The sequence below is a fragment of the Microbacterium galbinum genome, from assembly GCF_023101185.1.
Taxonomy (GTDB): Bacteria; Actinomycetota; Actinomycetes; order Actinomycetales; family Microbacteriaceae; genus Microbacterium; species Microbacterium galbinum.
In genome coordinates, this window is the sequence record NZ_CP078077.1 from 2,584,578 (window position 1) to 2,602,055 (window position 17,478).

The following is a 17,478-nucleotide window of genomic DNA, read 5'->3' on the forward strand; positions in this document are numbered from 1 at the left end:
GACCCGAGCGAATGACACGGGTGTAATTAGTGGTGCACGGCCCGGCGGGGGGCGAGATATGAGGGGTTGGAGGTCGAGATGACGGGATACCGATCCGACGTTCCGGAGAACTGGTTCGTCGACCCGGTCAACCTCGGTGTACCCGGGGTTCGAAAGGTCGAGGCAGACGACGACAATGCTCTCGCCTGGCAGACCGACGCCCTGTGCTCTCAGACCGATCCCGAGGCGTTCTTCCCGGAGAAGGGTGGCTCGACGCGAGACGCCAAGCGCATCTGCACCTCGTGCGACGTGCGCGGGGAGTGCCTCGAGTACGCGCTCAACAACGACGAGCGGTTCGGTATCTGGGGCGGTCTCTCCGAGCGCGAGCGTCGCAAGCTCAAGCGCCGCGCCAGCTGAACGGCGACGCATCCGCCGATCAGCGGTCTCCCGGATGGAATCCGACCGGGACCTTCGCGGGCGCGCCGCACCGGCTGCCTTCTCCCGCGTCGCACCGCGCTTAGGCTGACGATGTCATGCCAGCCCGAGTTCACGCCATCATCGTCGCGCGCCCCGGTTCCTCAGCCCGCGCGCAACTGCTCCGCACCCTCGAGGCGCTGAGATCGCAGACCGCACCGGTGGAAGCGGTCACCCTCGTGGTCTGCGGCGACGCCGCATCGGCTCGTACCAGCGAGGCCGTCGCGCAGACGGTCGAGGGGATCGTCGAGGCCCGGCACTCCACCTCGTTCGCCGAGGCCGTCGAACTCGCGCGTCCCCGGGTCGCCGAGAACAGCGCCGTATGGCTCCTCTCACACGACACGGCGCCGCACCCTCGGGCCCTGGAGCGCCTCGTCGGGATGCTCGAGCGTTCGCCGTCGGCCGCGATCGCGGCACCGAAGCTGGTCGCCACCGACAACGATCGGGAGATCGTCTCCCTCGGCGTCAGCATGACGAGCCTCGGCCGTTCGGTCGAGCTCTCGGCGGGTGAGCTCGACCAGGGACAGCACGACGGTCTCGATGAGGCGCTCGCGGCCGACATCCGCGGCATGCTGATCCGCAGCGAGGTGCGCGATGCGCTCCGCCCGGACCCGGCGCTCGCCGGAGCCGATGAGGGCCTCGATCTGGGCGTGCGCGCTCGTCTCGGCGGCGGACGCGTGGTCCTCGCCCCGACCGCGCGGATCTCGGTCTCGCCCGACGGCCCGGCATCGCTCCCTCGCGGCCGCTCCCGGCGTGCCTATGTGATCCGCCTCGCCCAGCTGCATCGCCGCCTCGCCTATGCGCCGGCGATCGCCGTGCCGCTGCACTGGATCGCGCTCCTGCCCCTCGCGCTGTGGCGCTCGATCGCGCACCTCGTCGGCAAGCGCCCCGAGGAAGTCTTCCCCGAGTTCGGTGCCGCCGTGGTGGCGATGCTCCGATTCGGAGCGCTCGCCCGTTCGCGTGCCGCCATCCGATCCTTCCGCACCTCGTCGTGGGCCAGCATCTCGCCCCTGCGCGTCACGGGCTCGCAGCTCCGCCGTCGTCTCGACGACGGCCACGGTAGCGAAGGCGGCGCCGTCAGCGAACTGCACTTCTTCGGCGGCGGTGGCGCGTGGGCCGTGCTGGCCGCCCTCGCCGTGAGCGTCGCGTCGTTCACCTCTCTTCTCGCCTGGCCCTCGCTCGGCGGCGGAGCCCTCCTGCCGCTCCGGCAGACCGTCGCGGGACTCTGGCAGGACGCGGTGTGGGGAGTCCGGGGGCTCGGCCTCGACGTCGTCGGTCCGGCCGATCCCTTCGCCGGTGTGGTCGCCGTTCTCGGCTCGCTCTGGCCGGGATCGCCGTCCTTCGCCCTCGTGCTCCTGTGGGTGCTCGCGCTGCCGCTCGCTGTCCTCGGCGGTTGGTTCGCCGCGACGCGGGTGACGGATCGCGCGGGGCTCCGCATCTTCGCGGGAGTCGGATGGGCCCTGGCGCCGACGTTCCTCACCGCGCTCGTCGACGGCCGCCCGACCGGCGTTCTCGTGCATCTCCTCCTGCCCTGGCTATTCCATGCGGCGGTCGTCGCGCATCGATCGTGGGGAGCGGCGGGGGCGGCATCGCTGGTGTTCGCCGCCGTGGCCGCATGCTCGCCGTCACTCGTCCCCGCACTTCTCGTGCTCTGGGTCGTCGGGCTCGGGATCACTCTGGGTACGGCCCAGTTCCGTGGCGCCGTTCGCCTGCTCTGGACCCCGATCCCGGCCCTCGTGCTCTTCGCGCCGCTCGCGTACGCGCACCTCGTCGACGGATCGCTCGTCGCGCTCCTGGCCGATCCCGGGGCGATCTGGGCCGGCCCGCAGGCGGCGGCGGATGCCGCAGGGCGCCTCGCCCTCGCGACGGGATATCCCACCGCGGATGCCGCAGGGTGGGCGGCTTTCCAGATCGCGCCGCTCGGCGCCTGGGCGGCCGTGTTCAGCGCGCCTCTCGCCCTTCTCGCGCTCGGTGCGGCCGTCGCGCCGCGCTGGCGTGCGGGTATCACCTTGCTCGTCATCTCGCTCGCCGGCTTCGCGACGGCGTTCCTGGCCGTGGGCGTCACGGTCAGTTTCGCGCAGGGCACTCCGGTCGCCATCTGGCCGGGTGCCGGGCTCTCGCTCGCGTGGATCGGCATCGTCGGTGGCGCGGTCGTCACCCTCGACACCGCTGTCACGCTGCCGCGACTGCGCACGGCCGTCACCGGCATAGCCGCGATTGCTCTGGTGGTCGGAGCGGTGCCGGCCCTCACGGCTCTCCATCTCGACGCATCCGCTCTGCGCAACGGGCCCAATTCGACGCTTCCCGCGTACGTCGCGGCGCAGGCCTCCGGGGATCAGCCGATCAGCACGCTCGTCCTCACGCCGCAGAACGACGGCGGACTCGCCGCCGAGGTGGTCTGGGGTGCGAGTGAGACCCTGGGTGCGCAGACCACGATCCTCTCGACAGCGGAGCAGCCGCGAGGGACCGACATCGCCGCCCTCTCGGTCGACCTGCTCTCGGCGCGCGATTTCGATGCGCCGGGGGAGCTCGCCGCCCACGGGATCAGCTACGTGCTCGTCGCGCAGGTGCCGGGCGATGAGGCCGACCAGGCTCGTTCGATGCGGACGTCGGCGATCACTGCGATCGATCAGCGCGCCGGGTTCGTGCACGCCGGCACCACGGATCGCGGCGTTCTCTGGAGGGTCGACACCGACATCGCCGCACCGGCGACTCTCACGAACGCGCAGGAACATCAGGCGCGACTCGTCGTCACTCTGCAGCTGATCTTCCTGTTCGCCGCTCTGCTCCTCGCTCTGCCCACCCGAGCGTCGCGACGCGCGGCGCGTGCACAATCCCGCATCGTCGGGCGTGCGCCCGAGGAGCCACTCGTCCTCCCACGGCATCGCGAGGAACTCGCGGAAGCCTCGATCGTCGAACCGGGCGGAGTGGACGAACTCGCCGAGGCCGCGATCGTCGGTGAGACGCCCGCGGATGCACTCGAGGAGGCCGTCGCACCGGACGGCGAGACCTCGAGGAACGACGTGGAATCACGCGGAGAGGCCGTTGACGCGCCGACAGGAGATGCTGCCGTCGACGATGACGCCGCCGATTCCTCCGGAGACCCCGAGACCGAGGAGAAGCAGCGATGAGCCGTACGCGAGTCTTCCGAGTGGTCGCCACCGGTGCGCGCGTCGCCGTCGGAGCCGCCGTCGCGATCGCCTGCGTCGCCGGCGTCGTCACCGCGATCCACGCACCGTGGCCCGAGGTCGCGCACGAACCTGCGCAGGTGGAGGTCACGCCGCTTCCCGGAGCGCCGATGCTCGTGTGCAACGGCGACTTCCGCGCGATCGGTCGCGACTCCTCCGACCCGCTGAGCATGCGCTCGGCGGGGTCGCCGTCGGTCACCGTGGACGGGACCGGTGGCGCTCCGGCATCCGCACCCATCGCCGTGCCCGATCTCATCGGCGGTGCCGAGGTCGACCGATTCACCGGAAAGGTCGTCGACCGGAGCGCGCCCCTCATCGCCGCGACCGAGTCGATCTCGGTCTCGGCGACGGATCTGGCGGGCTTCGCCGCCCTGCCCTGCGGGGAGAGCAGGTTGGAATCCTGGCTGGTCGGAGGAAGCGTCGCCACCGGGACCAAGGACATCGTGACCCTCACCAACGCGGCGGCGGTGACGTCCACCGTAACCCTCTCGACGTACGGCGATTCGCGGAGCAACCGCACCGTGATCGTCCCGGCGATGACGCAGGTCGCCCTTCCGCTCAGCTCGATCGCGGCGGGCAACACGACACCCGTGGTCGAGGTCACGGCCGAGGGGGCTCCTGTGAGGGCGGTTCTGCAGTCCTCCTTCGTGCGCACGCTCGACCCGGCCGGCATCGACCTGCAGGAAGCGGTTGCCGGGCCGCAGCGGCATCCGGTGATCGTCGGTGTGCAGTCGTTCGACGGCGACGGTGACAACGCCGACATGACGGTGCTCCGGCTGCTTTCGGCCGGTGAGGACGGGCGAGCCGTCGTCGCGGTGCGCGCGGTCGGTTCACCCGAGGTCGTCGAGGAGTTCACAGTGGATCTCTCAGCCGACACCCCGGCGGAGGCGTCGCTCAGCGCCCTCGCGCCCGGGTCGTACTCGGTGTCGATCGACGCCGACACCCCGGTGGTCGCGGGTGTCCGTCAGCAGAACGGATTCGGCAAGGGCGCGGACTTCTCGTGGATGACACCGGCGCCGGAGATCGGCACGGACGCCCTCTTCGCGGTGCCGAACGGACCCCAGCCGGCGCTGTACCTCATCAATGAGGACGGTGCCGATGCGACCGTCACCCTCGAGAACCTCGGCAGCGGGAACTCACGCGAGGTCGTCGTGCCCGCCGGCAGTTCGGTGGCGGCGACACTCAACGGCGATACGGTCTATCGACTCAGCACCTCTGACGCCGTGCGCGCGGCGATGAGCATGTCCGGTGCCGGAGCGCTCGCGACGTGGCCTCTGCAGCCGAGCGCGGGCGCGGAGAAGAGCATCACGGTCTACCCCTAGACACGGGGTCGATGCGCTCCGGTCAGTGGTCGTGGCCGAGGTCCCACGGCTCGCGGCCGACGTACTCCGCCGCTGCCCGGAAGACGGCGCTCTCGATCGCCATCCGTCGGTGCGCGTTGTCGTCGTGGCCGGGAGGGAGCAGACGCTCGATGGGCAGGCGGAAGAGCACGATACGTGCGTGCTCGCGATCGAGGTACCAGCGCGGCACCTCGTCACCCGCCTCGAATCCGGGCATCGCACCGATCTCGAATCGCACGTCCTGCAGCTCCGGCCACGTGCCGCGGAGGAACTCGACGGCGGTTCCCACCGAGAGGTCGAACCGGTCGAGGCGTCCGTCCAGCGGAGCCAGGGGAGGCCGCACGACCTCGCTGCGGCCGAGACGGCCGTGGCGTCCGTGCCGCGCGCCTCGCCGAGGCGTCTCGGGGGTGCGGGTGGCGCGTCGACGGGGCATGACGAAAGTCTAGGCCGTGTGCGGCGTCGGACGGCGCGGCATCCGTCGTGGACGCGCACCGGACCGTAGCCTGGCACGGATGGACGGACGACTCTGCTCGAAGGTGGGCTGCGCGCGCGAAGCGGTGGCCACACTCACGTACGACTACGGCGACCAGATGGCCGCGCTCGGTCCGCTCGGACTCGAGCGTCACCCGCACGCTCACGACCTGTGCGCCCAGCACGCCGACCGGTTGTCGGTGCCCGCAGGGTGGATCGTCGTGCGCCACGAGGCGCTGCGCGCCTGAGCGTCAGACCCCGACGCGGCGCCCCGAGAGCCGCTCGGCGCGGGCATCCGAGGCGATGAGTGCGCGTCGCTCCCGCTCGCGACGGATCACCGTGATCGCGACCAGGGCACGCTCCGGCGAAGCCTGCGGCAGGGGGGAGACGAAGGCGGATGCCTCGGCGAGCAGCTCGTTCGCGACGCGCGCGCGTGCCCCGGGAACGAGCTGGTGCGCCGAGGCGAGGAACTGCGAGATGCGCCGCGCGAGACGGTCGGGCAGACGCGCGACGTCGGCGATCTGCGACCAGCCGAGGAGCTCACCGGGCATCACCGGAACGCTCTGGGCAAGCTTAGGCGTGCGCACGCGCTGGCTGTAGGTGCCCGCCACGAGATCTCCCAGGCGCTGGGACCGTGCGGTGAGGGCGCCTGAGAGGACGGCGAGGCCGCCGAAGGTCATGTAGATCTCGAGCACGCCGAGAAGCGCGCGGATGAAGGCGTGACGGAATCCCGTTGCGCCGCCGTCGATCCGGACGATGCGCCCGCCGACGGCCAGCTTGCCGAGGCTGCGGCCCTTCGTCAGCATCTCCATGCTCAGGGGGAGCACGAGGAAGCTCACCGCGAGAGAAGCGATGGTCGCGATCCGGTCGGTCGCCTCGGTGAGAACACCGGCATCGAGCAGCCAGACGCGGAGGAACAGCCACAGGATGAAGACCCCGTAGCCGAGCAGCATGTCGATGAGCGCACCGAGAGAACGCATGAGGAACCCGACCGGCTGGACGTCGATGGCGACGGCTTCGCCGGACAGCATCTCGTCGGTCGTATCGATCGGCACGGACATGAGTACAGTAAATCAGGTGGATGCCGATGCGTTGACCGATGCACGCCGCGCCGAGTGGGCGCGGCTGGATGAGCTCAGCCGCGCCTCGCTGGACGGCGCGGCGGTCGACGAACTCATCGTGCGCTATCGCGCCGCGTCAGCGGATCTCGCCGAGCTCAAGACGTCGGTCGGCGACTCGCCGCAGGGTAACTACCTTTCGACGATCCTCGTTCGCGCTCGCATGCGACTCACGGGTGCTTCGGACAGCGTCCTGACGCAGGCGGCGCGATTTTTCGCCGATCAACTTCCGGCGGCGCTGTACCGCCTTCGATGGACGACGCTCATCGTCGCAGTCTCCTTCGTCGTGATCGCACTCGGAACGGCGTTCTGGATATCGAACGACCCCGCTCTGATCGCTACACTCGGGCCTCCGGACGCGCTGCAGCAGTACGCCGACGAATCCTTCACCGGTTACTACACCGAGAATCCTGCTGCGGTGTTCATGGGGATGGTCTGGACGAACAACGCCTGGATCGCGCTGCAATGCGTGCTCTTCGGGGTCACGGGAATCTGGCCGCTCTACATGATCGTGCAGAACGCTTTCGGTCTGGGTGTGTCCGGCGCCGTCATGATCGCGCACGGCCACGGCGACGTCATGCTGCTGTACATCCTTCCGCACGGAATGCTCGAGCTCACGTGCATCTTCGTCGCGGCTGCGGCAGGTCTACACGTCTTCTGGTCGTGGGTTGCTCCAGGGAACCGTACGCGCACGGAATCCCTGGCGATCCAGGGGAGGTCACTCGCAACGGTGGCGTTGGGACTCGTCTTCGCTCTCTTCCTCGCCGGCCTCGTCGAGGGTTTCGTGACCGGCTGGGCTCTGCCGTGGCCGCTCAAGATCGGCATCGGCGCGGCGGCGCTGGCCGTGTTCCTGATCTACATGCTCGTCGTCGGCGGACGCGCCTATCGCCGCGGCGAGACGGGTGATCTCGTCGAGTACGAGGCGGGCACCCCACGACTTCTCGCGGGGTGACCGGAGCGCTCAGAGCCGGCCTGCAGCCTTGAGCTCGAGATAGCGGTCGGCGATCCGCGGCGGGAGATCCTCGGGGTCAGCGGAGATCGCTTCGCCGCCCGCTCGGCGGATCGCGTCCGCCACGTTCTCGGCGTCGCGCAGAGTGCGCTCGGCGGCCGCGGCGAGGTAGACCTCCTCGCGCGAACCGCGCTGCTGCGCCAGCTCGACGATCGACTCGTCGGTGACGGAGCCCACGAGGATCGACGTCGCCCGCGAGGCATCCGGAAAAGCGCCGAGGAAGCCTCGCGCCGATTCCGCGGCGTCCTGCGCGGTGAGTACGACGATCAGCGAGGGGCGAGTCGTCAGCGTGCGCACGGCTGCGAACGCGCCGTGCCAGTCGGTGTCGACGAGGCGCGCGTGTACCGGGGCCATGGCGTCGGTCAGCGCGGGCAGGAGAGCATTGCCCTCGACACCGGTCACCCGTGCCCGGACGACACGGTCGTACATCAGCAGGTGCACGTGGTCGCCCGCGCGTGCCGCGAGAGCCGCGAGGAGGAGGGCGGCCTCGAGCGCGGCATCCGCTCGTGTTCCGTCGCCCACGCGGGCTGCCGCGGTGCGTCCGGTGTCGATGATGATGACGACGTGCCGATCGCGCTCCGGCCGCCAGGTGCGCAGCATGGTGGTGCCGGCGCGGGCAGTTGCCCGCCAGTCGATCGATCGCACGTCGTCGCCGCGCACGTACTCGCGCAGCGAGTCGAACTCGGTGCCCTGACCGCGCACCTGGATGCTCGTGTTGCCGTCGAGCTCGCGCAGCCGGGCGAGACGTGAGGGGAGGTGCTTGCGGGACGAGAAGGCGGGGAGCACTCGGATCGCTCCCCGCACGCGGTGGACGGCTTGCCGTCCGGCGAGACCGAGGGGGCCGCGCGAGCGGATCACGACGAACTCGCTCACCAGTTCGCCGCGGCGACGGGGGAGGAGCGGGATGTCGACCCGACGGCGCTCGCCGCTCGGGATGTCGAGGGTCTGCCGTGCCGTTCCCGCGCCGGCCGTCGGTTGCCAGGCGTCGCGGAGAAGCGCGTGCAGTTCGCGGGACCCGTGATTGTGCACGGCGACGCTGACCGGCACCGCCTCGCCCAGCCGCGCACGAGCGGGCACGCGCCGGGTCACGGTCACCGACCGCGGGCTCGCGCTGAAGACGACGTCGATGATGACCAGCACCACGCAGAGGCCCAGCCACGCGCCGAGCACCGCGTACGGCGGAAAACCCGCGAGCCCGGCGATGACCAGCGGTACGACGCCCGCAGCCACGGCGAGCGCGAGGCGACCCGTGACGAACACTTAGATCGGTACCCGGGTCTGCTGCACCACGGAGGTCAGCACGGCATCCGCCGAGACGCCCTCCATCTGCGCGTCCGGGCGCAACTGCAGACGGTGGCGCCAGACCGGTACGAGCATCGTCTGCACGTGATCGGGCGTGACCGCCGTCGAGCCGTTGAGCCAGGCCCAGGCCTTCGCCGCCGCGAGGAGGCCCGTCGAGGCGCGCGGGCTGGCCCCGAGCTCGACCGATGGGGACTGCCGCGTGGCGCGGGCGAGGTCGACGACGTAGGCGAGGACGTCGTCCGTCACCTCGACGCGTCCTGCGGCGGCCTGCGCTGCGCGGATCTCGTCGGCGGTGACGACGGCTTCGACGCCGGTGAGCTCGCGTGGCGAGAAGCCGGAGGCGTGCTTGCGCAGCACGGCCACCTCGGCGTCGCGCTCGGGCATCCCGACCACGAGCTTCATGAGGAACCGGTCGAGTTGAGCCTCGGGAAGCGAGTACGTGCCCTCGTGCTCGATGGGGTTCTGGGTCGCCGCGACGAGGAACGGGTCGGGGAGGGCGCGGCTCGTGCCGTCGGCCGACACCTGGCGCTCCTCCATCGCCTCGAGGAGCGCCGCCTGGGTCTTCGGGGGCGTGCGGTTGATCTCGTCGGCCAGGAGGATGTTCGTGAACACCGGGCCGGCGCGGAAGTCGAACTCTCCCGTGCGCGCGTCGTACACGAGCGATCCGGTCACGTCGCCGGGCATCAGGTCGGGAGTGAACTGCACGCGCTTGGTGTCGAGGCCGAGGGCCCGGGCGAACGAGCGCACGACCAGGGTCTTCGCGACACCCGGGACGCCCTCGAGCAGCACGTGTCCCCGGGCGAGCAGAGACACCAGCAGGCCGGTCACCGTGCCGGCCTGTCCGACCACGGCCTTGTCGACCTCGCTGCGCACGCGGTGCATCGCCCCGCGCAGGGCCGTGTCGTCGGCGGGATTGTACTCAGCGGTCACGGGTGTCCTCGGCTTCCGTCGTGGATGGAGTGTGTGCGGATGGTGCGTCCGTCGCGCGGGCGGTTCGGTGCGTCTTCTCGACGGCCTCTTCGAGCTCGGCGAGGCGCCGAGCGAGCTCGACGAGTGCGGCGTCGTCGGTGGGCAGCGGGCCGGCGAGGAGCGCCTGGAGCGTGCCCCGGGGAATGCGCAGACGATCGGATGCCGCATCGGCGACCTCGTCGGATGTCGCGCGTGCCGTCAGCCCGAGTCGCCGGGCCAGGCGCCGCTGCGCGCCGTCGCGGATCGCGAGCGCTGCGTGCGGGGCATCCGCCGCCTTCGCCGTCAGACGTGCGCGACCGTGCATCGTCTCGGAAGCGCGGACCGTGACCGGCAGCGTCTCGGCGACAAGCGGACCGAACCGTCTGCCGCGCCACAGGGCGGCCGCAGCGCCGGACAGCATCAGCAGGATGATCGCCGGGGTGACCCACGGCGGCGTCAGAGTGCCCAGCGTGTCGGGAGACGTCGCCTCGATGTCGGAATCGCCGAGCGAGGGGACGTACCAGACCACGCGATCGGTCTGGCCGAGCAGGGCGAGCGCGAGCGCGGCGTTGCCGTTCTCGGCGAGATAGGCGTTGCTGAACAAGCGGGAGCCGTCGACGATCGAGGTGCGTCGACCATCGCTGTCGTCGATGAGCACGGCCGCGCCCTCTTCGTCGCCGAAGCACCACTCCACGCCGGAGTGAGGAGTCATCAGTCGATCGGGTTCGATCGTGCCGACCTCGGCGAACTCCCCGGCGGTGCACTGCGCGTCGACCTCGGCGAGCGGCGCCGAGGAGTAGGCGCCGAGATCGAGGTCGTCGAGCAGGTGAGCTCCCACCGAGAGGAAGACGACACGGTCGGCCGGCCCTATCAGGTCGGCGAGACCCTCATCGCTGAGTGTGTACGGATTGGTCATGACGAGCGTCGTGCTCTCGTCCAGAGCGTCCCGCGCCTCGACGTGCGAGCGATACACGTCGACCTCGACCCCCTGGTCCCGCAGGATCTCGGCGAGCGCCAGCGCGCCCGCATCTCCACGGCCCTCGGGGTCGAGTGAACGGCGCTCGCTCGGGGCGGTCGCGGCGATCTGGAGCCCCACCCACGCCACACCGACGACGAGCGCGGCGACGATCACCCAACCGATGATCGAGCGCAGGCGTCTTGTCGGTTCCGCGGTGGTAGGAGGGGTGATGCGCTCCTCGGTGACGGTCATGCGGTCACCACCGCCGGCCTGCGGGACCGCAGGCGCTCGTCGGTGGCGGCCAGGGCGGCGTAGGACTCGGGCGTCGCGGGGTGACGCAGGTAGCGGACGTCGTCGAACGCTGTCGCGGCGCTGCGCATCGGTGCCGACTCGTCGGGGAAGACCGCGCTGGCCTCTCGGGCGATGGCCTGGGCGGTGGCGCCCGGAGCAGGGTCGATGATGTCGCGCTCGAGGAGGTCACGGGCGATCGCGCGGAACCTCAGGACGGTGGCGGCATCCCAGTCCTCGGCACGGGCGCTGCGTTCCGCCTCGGCGCGCAACTGGGCCGCCGAGCGGTCGTCGTCGGCACCGAGGAGGTCGGTGCGGGCCCGAGCGACGGAGCGGGAGCGTCGCGGGCGCCCCCAGACGATCAGAGCGACGATCAGCGCGGCACCGATCAGGATGCAGACGATGACGAGGGCGGAGGGACCGACGGCTGCGCCGTTGTCAGAGCTGAAGAGGTTGCCGATGAATCGGGCGATGTCCCGCGCGAGGTAGTCGAACCACGAGGGCTCGGCATCGGCGTAGCGCGGATTGCTCAACTCTTCTTCGGCCCAGCGGCGCGCGTCGTCGCCGTCCGGGACGAACAGGTCGTCGAACGGTCGGATCATGCCCGGGGGTCACCGTCGCCCGGAGCGGTCCACGGTGCCGCTGCGGGCGGTGCCGCCGCGGGTGGTGTCGCGGGAGCGGGCGGTGCGCTGTACGCCGGGGGTGCGGGCGGTGCGGTGTACGCGGGGGGAGTGGGCGGGGCGCCGTAGGTCTGCGGTGCGGGCGCGTAGCCGTACTGCGGGGGCTGCGGCGGGGAGGAGGGCTGCGCCGGCTGCTGCGCGTATCCGTACGGTCCGGGATACCCGGGCTGTTGCGGCGCACCCGTGGGCGCGGGATACGCGTACGACTGCGAGAGGAGGACGTAGTCGGGCACGGCCTTGGGCGGGGGTGCGCTCGAGACGGCCCGCGCCGGGTCGACCGCGTAGGGGTCCCCGAGCTGCTCCTCGGTCCACCCCATGTCGCTGCGCTCCACGTAGGAGACGAGAGTCTGGTCGAGCCCCTCATACCGCATACGGGAGTCGAGGTAGATGAGAGCCGCGCTCGTGCTCTGCACGACCAGAGTGATCGCCTGGAGCACGAGGGTGAGGATCTGCGGTGCGAGGAGCAGGAGGATCATGCCGATGATCGCGCTGGGCTCGGGGTCGCCGGTGGGCACGAGCACCGTGCCGAACATCTGGGCGAACAGCTGCGCGGGCACGGCCACCACGTTCATCGCGATGCCCATGATGAAGCTGATGATGAAGCTCACACCGAAGGCGACCCAGAAACGGCCGCGGATCAGCCGCCACGAGCGCACGATCGCGTCCTTGAGCCGCGCGCGCTCGAACACCAGGATCGAGGGCACGAGCATCAGCTTGGTGCTGAGCCAGACATAGAGGGGGATGCAGGCGAGGAAGAAGATGACCACGACCAGCACGATGAGGCCGACCGTCTCGGGGGAGGCTCCCATCCCGCCTGCGATGCCACCGGCGATGATCCCGAACAGGATGAGCGCGACCACGATGATGAGGCCGAACACGGCGACGATGACGAGCGCCGAGTATGCGACGAGACGCCAGAAGGCCGGAGTCATCCGGTGCCACAGCATTCGCAGCGTGGCCTTCTCGCCGATCGTGGCGTAGCTGACGTCGGCGGCGATCACGCCCTGCATGATCGCGGTGACGGCGACCGAAGCGAGACCGACCAGGATGCCGGCGATGATGTTGATCGCGATGGTTCCGGCAGCGACCGCCTCGAAGTCAGGGCTCGCGGTCGACACGGTCTCGAGTCGGGAGAAGGTCGTGAAGAGGACGAGCCCCATCGCGAGCGCCGCGAGGATGAGGACGGCGAGCTGGAGGATGACGGCGAAGCCGAACAGAACCTTGGGGTTGTGCCGCAGCGCGGCGAACGCCTTCCCGAGCAGCATTCCGAACGTCATCGGATGCAGGGGGATGATGCCCTTCTTCCGGGCAGGGGTCCAGGTCTGGGCGCTCACAGCACTTCCCTCCGTCGTGCGCCTCCATCGTGCCATATCCCCGGTGTTGGCGCGCAGACCTGGGGAACGTGAGACCGAGTGCCATAAGGTAACAGTTATGACCTCACGCATCCTTGTGGTCGATGACGACACCGCGCTCGCCGAGATGATCGGCATCGTGCTGCGCACCGAAGGATTCGAGCCCGTGTTCTGCGCCGACGGAGCACGTGCCGTCGACGAGTGGCGCGCACAGCGCCCGGACCTCGTCCTCCTCGATCTGATGCTCCCCGGCATGGACGGGATCGAGATCTGCACGCGCATCCGCGCCGAGTCCGGTGTGCCCGTCATCATGCTCACGGCTCGCACCGACACCGCTGACGTCGTTCGGGGTCTCGAGGTGGGCGCAGACGACTACATGGTCAAGCCGTTCAACCCGAAGGAATTGGTCGCCCGCATCCGCACGCGGCTCCGTCCCGTGCCGCAGACGACCAGCGAGCAGCTCCGCGTCGGCGATCTGACCGTCGACGTCGATGCGCACGAGGTGCGCCGCGGCACGGACCCGATCGCCCTCACTCCTCTCGAGTTCCAGCTGCTCGTCGCTCTCGCCTCCAAGCCGCAGCAGGTGTTCTCCCGCGAGATGCTGCTCGAACAGGTCTGGGGCTACCACTACAAGGCCGACACGCGTCTCGTGAACGTGCACGTGCAGCGACTGCGCGCGAAGGTAGAGCTCGACCCCGACAACCCGCGGATCGTGATGACGGTCCGCGGAGTCGGCTATCGCGCCGGGAGCGCTGTCTGACACGCCCATGGCCGTGACGACAGCCACCACCACGGCGGTCGCCGTTTTGCGCGATTGGCGCGGCTGGCCGACGGTTCTGGGCTCCCTTTGGCGCAGATCGCTGCGGTTCCGCACCCTTGCGGTGACCCTGCTCGCGACCTCCCTCGCGATCCTCATCACCTGCGTCACCATGGCGCTCGTGATCCAGAACGACCTCTTCGTCTCGCGCAAGAACCAAGCGCTCGAAGACGCCCGACGCGCGGTCGACGTCGCCCAGAGCACGCTCGACGTCGCCGAGGTCGGCGACGACCCGGCAGCCCTCGCCGACCTGTGGAACACGATCCAGGCCGGATTCGCGCAGAACTCGAACGCCGATCAGCTCACCGGCATCCGGATCGACGCCGATGCGAACGGCGTCCGCCTCAACGGCTTCACGGCCGGACTCAGCGCGAGCCTGCTCAGCGACGGCCTCCGCGCACGCGTCGTGGAATTCGACGACCGCCAGGCCTGGCAGTCGGTCGCCCTCCCCGTCGAAGGCGGGGGAGAGGTGCCGGGCATCATCGTCGGGCAGCAGGTCGTCGTACCCGAGGCGGGCCCCTTCGAGATCTATTTCGCGTACGACCTGTCGGATGCCGATCAGACCCTCGTGTTCGTGCAGCGGACGCTGTGGATCGCGGGGATTGGCCTGGTCGCGATCGTCGCGGCCATCTCGTGGATCGTCCTGCGCACGGTCTCGACGCCGATCATCCAGGCGGCGGAGACGAGTGCGCGACTGGCCTCGGGCGATCTGGCCGTGCGCCTGGAAGTGCACGGTGAGGATGAACTCGCGACGCTGGGCCGCTCGTTCAATGCGATGGCCGACAGCATCGAGGCGCAGATCAAGGAGCTCGGGGAGCTGTCGATGGTGCAGCAGCGGTTCGTGTCCGACGTCTCGCACGAGCTCCGCACGCCGCTGACCACGATCCGTCTCGCCGCCGACATGCTCAACGATCAGCGTGCGGACTTCGACCCGGTCACGGCGCGGGCGGCCGAGCTCATGCACGCCCAGGTGCAGCGCTTCGAGACGTTGCTGTCGGACCTCCTCGAGATCAGCCGATACGACGCAGGGTCGGTGCAGCTCGAGCTGGAGGCGACGAGTCTCGCGCACGTCGCCGAGGACGTCATCGAGCAGATGCGTCCTCTCGCCGACGGTCACGGCACGGAGCTGCGGCTCGTCGCTCCCGGGGGATATTCCCCGGTCGACATGGATCCGCGTCGGGTGCGCCGCGTGCTCCGCAACCTCATCGGCAACGCGATCGAACACGGTGAGGGGCGTCCGATCGTCGTCACCGTCGACAGCAACCAGCACGCGGTCGCCGCCGGGGTGCGCGACTTCGGGTTGGGGATGGACCCGGCCGATGCCGAACGCGTGTTCGACCGGTTCTGGCGCGCCGATCCGTCGCGTCAGCGCACCATCGGGGGTACCGGACTCGGGCTGTCGATCGCGCTCGGCGATGCCACACTCCACGGGGGCACCCTGTCGGTGTGGTCGGAGCTCGGCGCCGGCACCAACTTCGTGCTCACCCTTCCTCGCCACGGCACGACGCTCGACGGGCCGAGCCCTGTTTCCGTCGAACCCCAGGACTCCCTCGCCGAACTCGGCGATGCCACGCAGCCCCTCTCGCTCACGGACGTGCGACGCGAGATGCTCGACGGGGGTGAGGCCCCGTGAGTGCTGCACGGATGAGGAACCTCCTGCGGGGCATCGCGCTCGCCGCAGCGAGCCTGGTGCTGCTCACCGCGTGCACCGGTCTGCCGACGTCCGGTGACGTGAACGTGGGCCTGGAGCTGGGCGAGTCGCCCGACGACGCGGACTTCCTCCCTCTCGCCTCCGGCCCCGCGCCGGGTGCGGGCCCCCGGGAGATCGTCGAGGGCTTCATGGAGGCGGCGATCACGCCGGCCGAGAACTGGGAGATCGCCCGCCGGTTCCTCACTCCCGACATGCAGCGATCCTGGCGCCCCAGCACGGGTGTGGCCGTCGACGCCTCCGCCACGGACCGGGCCGTATCCTCTTCGGTGCTCGACGAGGACGTCGACGACGCGGATGCCGCAGACGTGCAGGTGCAGCTCGACCAGGTGGCGAGCGTCGATTCCTCCGGGGAGTACTCCTCGGCGGCGGGGCCGGCGAACCTCGCCTTCGCCCTGGAGCGCACCGATGCGGGGGAGTGGCGCATCTCGCAGGCGCCCGATGGCATCGTCATCGATGAGGAGCGTTTCTCGACCGTGTTCGAGGGGTATCCCCTCCAGTACTTCGACCGCACCTGGTCGCGACTCGTGCCGGATGTGCGCTGGTTCCCGCGTCGCACGAGCATCGCGACGACCGTGGTGCAGGCTCTGATCAGCGGGTCGCCGAGTTCGTGGCTCGAGCCCGCCGTGCAGACGGCCTTCCCCGCCGATGTGCAGCTCGCGCAGGATGCCGTGCCGATCAATGCCAATCAGGTGGCGGAGGTCGCCCTGACCCGCCCGGCCGCGGCTCTCGAGACGCAGACGCTCGCCCGGATGCGCACGCAACTGCAGGAGACCCTGCGCGCATCGGGGGTGCACGTGTCGCAGGTGCGGTTCACCGTCGACGGTCGCACGCTCGACGCCGGGGTCGTGAACGTCGTCGTGCCCCCGCAGGAATCCGGCCCGCTCGTGCTCACCGATGGCGCATTCGGCACCATCGTGGGAGACGAGGTCTCCCCGATCGACGGACTCAGCGACGAGATCCTGAGCATCTCGGAGCCGATCGCCGCGATCGACGTCGCGGCGGACGACGGGATGGCGGCGGTCCAGCTCGTCGATGGACGCGCGTATCTGGTCGGCGACGGCCGACTCGATGAACCCGATGTACGGGGCGGTCTCATCGCTCCGTCGCTCGATCCGTACGACTACACCTGGACGGTGCCGACGGCGAGTCCCACCGAGGTGCTCGTCTGGGGCAGCGACCGGATGTCGCATCCCGTGGCGAACGCGTGGCCTGATGCCTCGGCCGTCCTGCAGATGCGGGTATCGGCGGACGGCTCGAGGATCGCCGCGGTGATCGAGGTGGGCAGCCAGCGCTGGGTCGTGGTCGCCGCGGTCGTGCGTGATGAGAGCGGTGTTCCGACCGAGCTGGGACCGATGAAGCAGCAGACCCGTGTCGACGGCGACGTGCAGGGACTGGTCTGGGTCGGCGACTACCGCCTGGCGGTGCTGGCGGACTCGCCGAGTCCCGACTTGCTCACCCAGGTGGTCGGCGGGACCGCGACGGTCGAATCCGCCCCGACCGGCGCGACCGCGCTCTCCGGCGCCAGGACCGTATCGGGCGTGCGGGTGCTGTCGACCGACGGCGCCCTCCTCGCGCACGCCGGATCGGCGTGGCGAGAGGTCGCGACCGGTGTACGCGTGCTGGCCACGCGCGCGGGGCAGTGACGCCCGTCTCTTCCTGCACCAGCGTGGGAGAGCCCTCTCCTCTTCCGAAACGTGGGCGTACGGACGGACGGTCTGCCGTCGGCGCGTGAAGATCGACGGATGCCTGCGATCTCGAACCTCGCATCCCTCGCTGATGAACTGCTCGCCTTCCTCCTGGCCGCATCGCGTGCGGGCTGCAGTGCAGGGGGGACGGTGCTCTG

15 protein-coding genes are annotated in these 17,478 nt (G+C 70.2%); 8 read left to right on the forward strand and 7 right to left on the reverse strand.

The window, feature by feature from the left end; translation table 11 throughout:
- Positions 1 to 78: 78 nt before the first annotated feature.
- The 3 genes from KV396_RS12450 (at position 79) to KV396_RS12460 (ending at position 4,963) form a co-directional block, all read left to right on the forward strand.
- Positions 79 to 396 (forward strand): WhiB family transcriptional regulator, encoded by a 318-nt coding sequence (locus KV396_RS12450; RefSeq protein ID WP_247622876.1) that lies wholly within the window; start codon positions 79 to 81, stop codon positions 394 to 396.
- Positions 397 to 512: 116 nt separating this feature from the next.
- The gene (locus KV396_RS12455) at positions 513 to 3,584 is read left to right on the forward strand and encodes a glycosyltransferase (RefSeq protein ID WP_247955919.1); all 3,072 of its coding nucleotides are present in this window, start codon (positions 513 to 515) and stop codon (positions 3,582 to 3,584) included.
- The gene (locus tag KV396_RS12460) at positions 3,581 to 4,963 is read left to right on the forward strand and encodes a DUF5719 family protein (RefSeq protein WP_247955920.1); all 1,383 of its coding nucleotides are present in this window, start codon (positions 3,581 to 3,583) and stop codon (positions 4,961 to 4,963) included. The genes KV396_RS12455 and KV396_RS12460 overlap by 4 nt, the downstream gene beginning before the upstream one ends.
- 22 nt (positions 4,964 to 4,985) lie before the next feature.
- Here KV396_RS12460 and KV396_RS12465 read toward each other — a convergent pair whose 3' ends face one another.
- Positions 4,986 to 5,414: a hypothetical protein gene (locus tag KV396_RS12465; protein WP_247622873.1), complete on the reverse strand. Its 429-nt coding sequence runs from the start codon at positions 5,412 to 5,414 to the stop codon at positions 4,986 to 4,988.
- A gap of 79 nt (positions 5,415 to 5,493) precedes the next feature.
- Between KV396_RS12465 and KV396_RS12470 the strand changes: the two genes are divergently transcribed.
- Positions 5,494 to 5,700 carry a DUF3499 family protein gene (locus KV396_RS12470; RefSeq protein ID WP_247622872.1) on the forward strand — a complete coding sequence of 69 codons (207 nt, stop codon included), beginning with the start codon at positions 5,494 to 5,496 and terminating at the stop codon, positions 5,698 to 5,700.
- Positions 5,701 to 5,703: 3 nt separating this feature from the next.
- Here the strand turns inward: KV396_RS12470 and KV396_RS12475 are convergent, their stop codons facing one another.
- Positions 5,704 to 6,513: an RDD family protein gene (locus tag KV396_RS12475; protein WP_247955921.1), complete on the reverse strand. Its 810-nt coding sequence runs from the start codon at positions 6,511 to 6,513 to the stop codon at positions 5,704 to 5,706.
- A gap of 16 nt (positions 6,514 to 6,529) precedes the next feature.
- Between KV396_RS12475 and KV396_RS12480 the strand changes: the two genes are divergently transcribed.
- On the forward strand, positions 6,530 to 7,522 hold the full coding sequence (locus KV396_RS12480) for a stage II sporulation protein M (RefSeq protein WP_247955922.1): 993 nt from the start codon (positions 6,530 to 6,532) through the stop codon (positions 7,520 to 7,522).
- Positions 7,523 to 7,531: 9 nt separating this feature from the next.
- On the opposite strand, the gene KV396_RS12485 is transcribed toward KV396_RS12480, so the two are convergent.
- From KV396_RS12485 to KV396_RS12505, 5 genes are read right to left on the reverse strand one after another with little or no spacing between them, the layout of a single operon-like run.
- On the reverse strand, positions 7,532 to 8,839 hold the full coding sequence (locus KV396_RS12485; RefSeq protein WP_247955923.1) for a DUF58 domain-containing protein: 1,308 nt from the start codon (positions 8,837 to 8,839) through the stop codon (positions 7,532 to 7,534).
- Positions 8,840 to 9,763, reverse strand: a complete 924-nt coding sequence (locus KV396_RS12490; RefSeq protein ID WP_247624703.1) for an AAA family ATPase — start codon at positions 9,761 to 9,763, stop codon at positions 8,840 to 8,842.
- A gap of 37 nt (positions 9,764 to 9,800) precedes the next feature.
- Positions 9,801 to 11,039 carry a DUF4350 domain-containing protein gene (locus tag KV396_RS12495; RefSeq protein WP_247955924.1) on the reverse strand — a complete coding sequence of 413 codons (1,239 nt, stop codon included), beginning with the start codon at positions 11,037 to 11,039 and terminating at the stop codon, positions 9,801 to 9,803.
- On the reverse strand, positions 11,036 to 11,677 hold the full coding sequence (locus KV396_RS12500; RefSeq protein ID WP_247955925.1) for a DUF4129 domain-containing protein: 642 nt from the start codon (positions 11,675 to 11,677) through the stop codon (positions 11,036 to 11,038). Before KV396_RS12500 ends, KV396_RS12495 begins: the two co-directional genes overlap by 4 nt.
- The gene (locus KV396_RS12505; RefSeq protein WP_247955926.1) at positions 11,674 to 13,089 is read right to left on the reverse strand and encodes a hypothetical protein; all 1,416 of its coding nucleotides are present in this window, start codon (positions 13,087 to 13,089) and stop codon (positions 11,674 to 11,676) included. The genes KV396_RS12500 and KV396_RS12505 overlap by 4 nt, the downstream gene beginning before the upstream one ends.
- Before the next feature lie 97 nt (positions 13,090 to 13,186).
- Between KV396_RS12505 and mtrA the strand changes: the two genes are divergently transcribed.
- Genes mtrA through KV396_RS12520 form a run of 3 tightly spaced genes read left to right on the forward strand, consistent with a single transcriptional unit; the run spans position 13,187 to position 17,278 of the window.
- Positions 13,187 to 13,867, forward strand: a complete 681-nt coding sequence (gene mtrA, locus KV396_RS12510) for an MtrAB system response regulator MtrA (protein ID WP_247632497.1) — start codon at positions 13,187 to 13,189, stop codon at positions 13,865 to 13,867.
- A 7-nt stretch (positions 13,868 to 13,874) separates the two neighbouring features.
- Positions 13,875 to 15,557: an MtrAB system histidine kinase MtrB gene (gene mtrB, locus KV396_RS12515; protein ID WP_247955927.1), complete on the forward strand. Its 1,683-nt coding sequence runs from the start codon at positions 13,875 to 13,877 to the stop codon at positions 15,555 to 15,557.
- Between the two features lie 11 nt (positions 15,558 to 15,568).
- Entirely contained in the window at positions 15,569 to 17,278 is a 1,710-nt protein-coding gene (locus KV396_RS12520) for an LpqB family beta-propeller domain-containing protein (RefSeq protein WP_247955928.1), read from the forward strand.
- Positions 17,279 to 17,478: the final 200 nt, after the last annotated feature.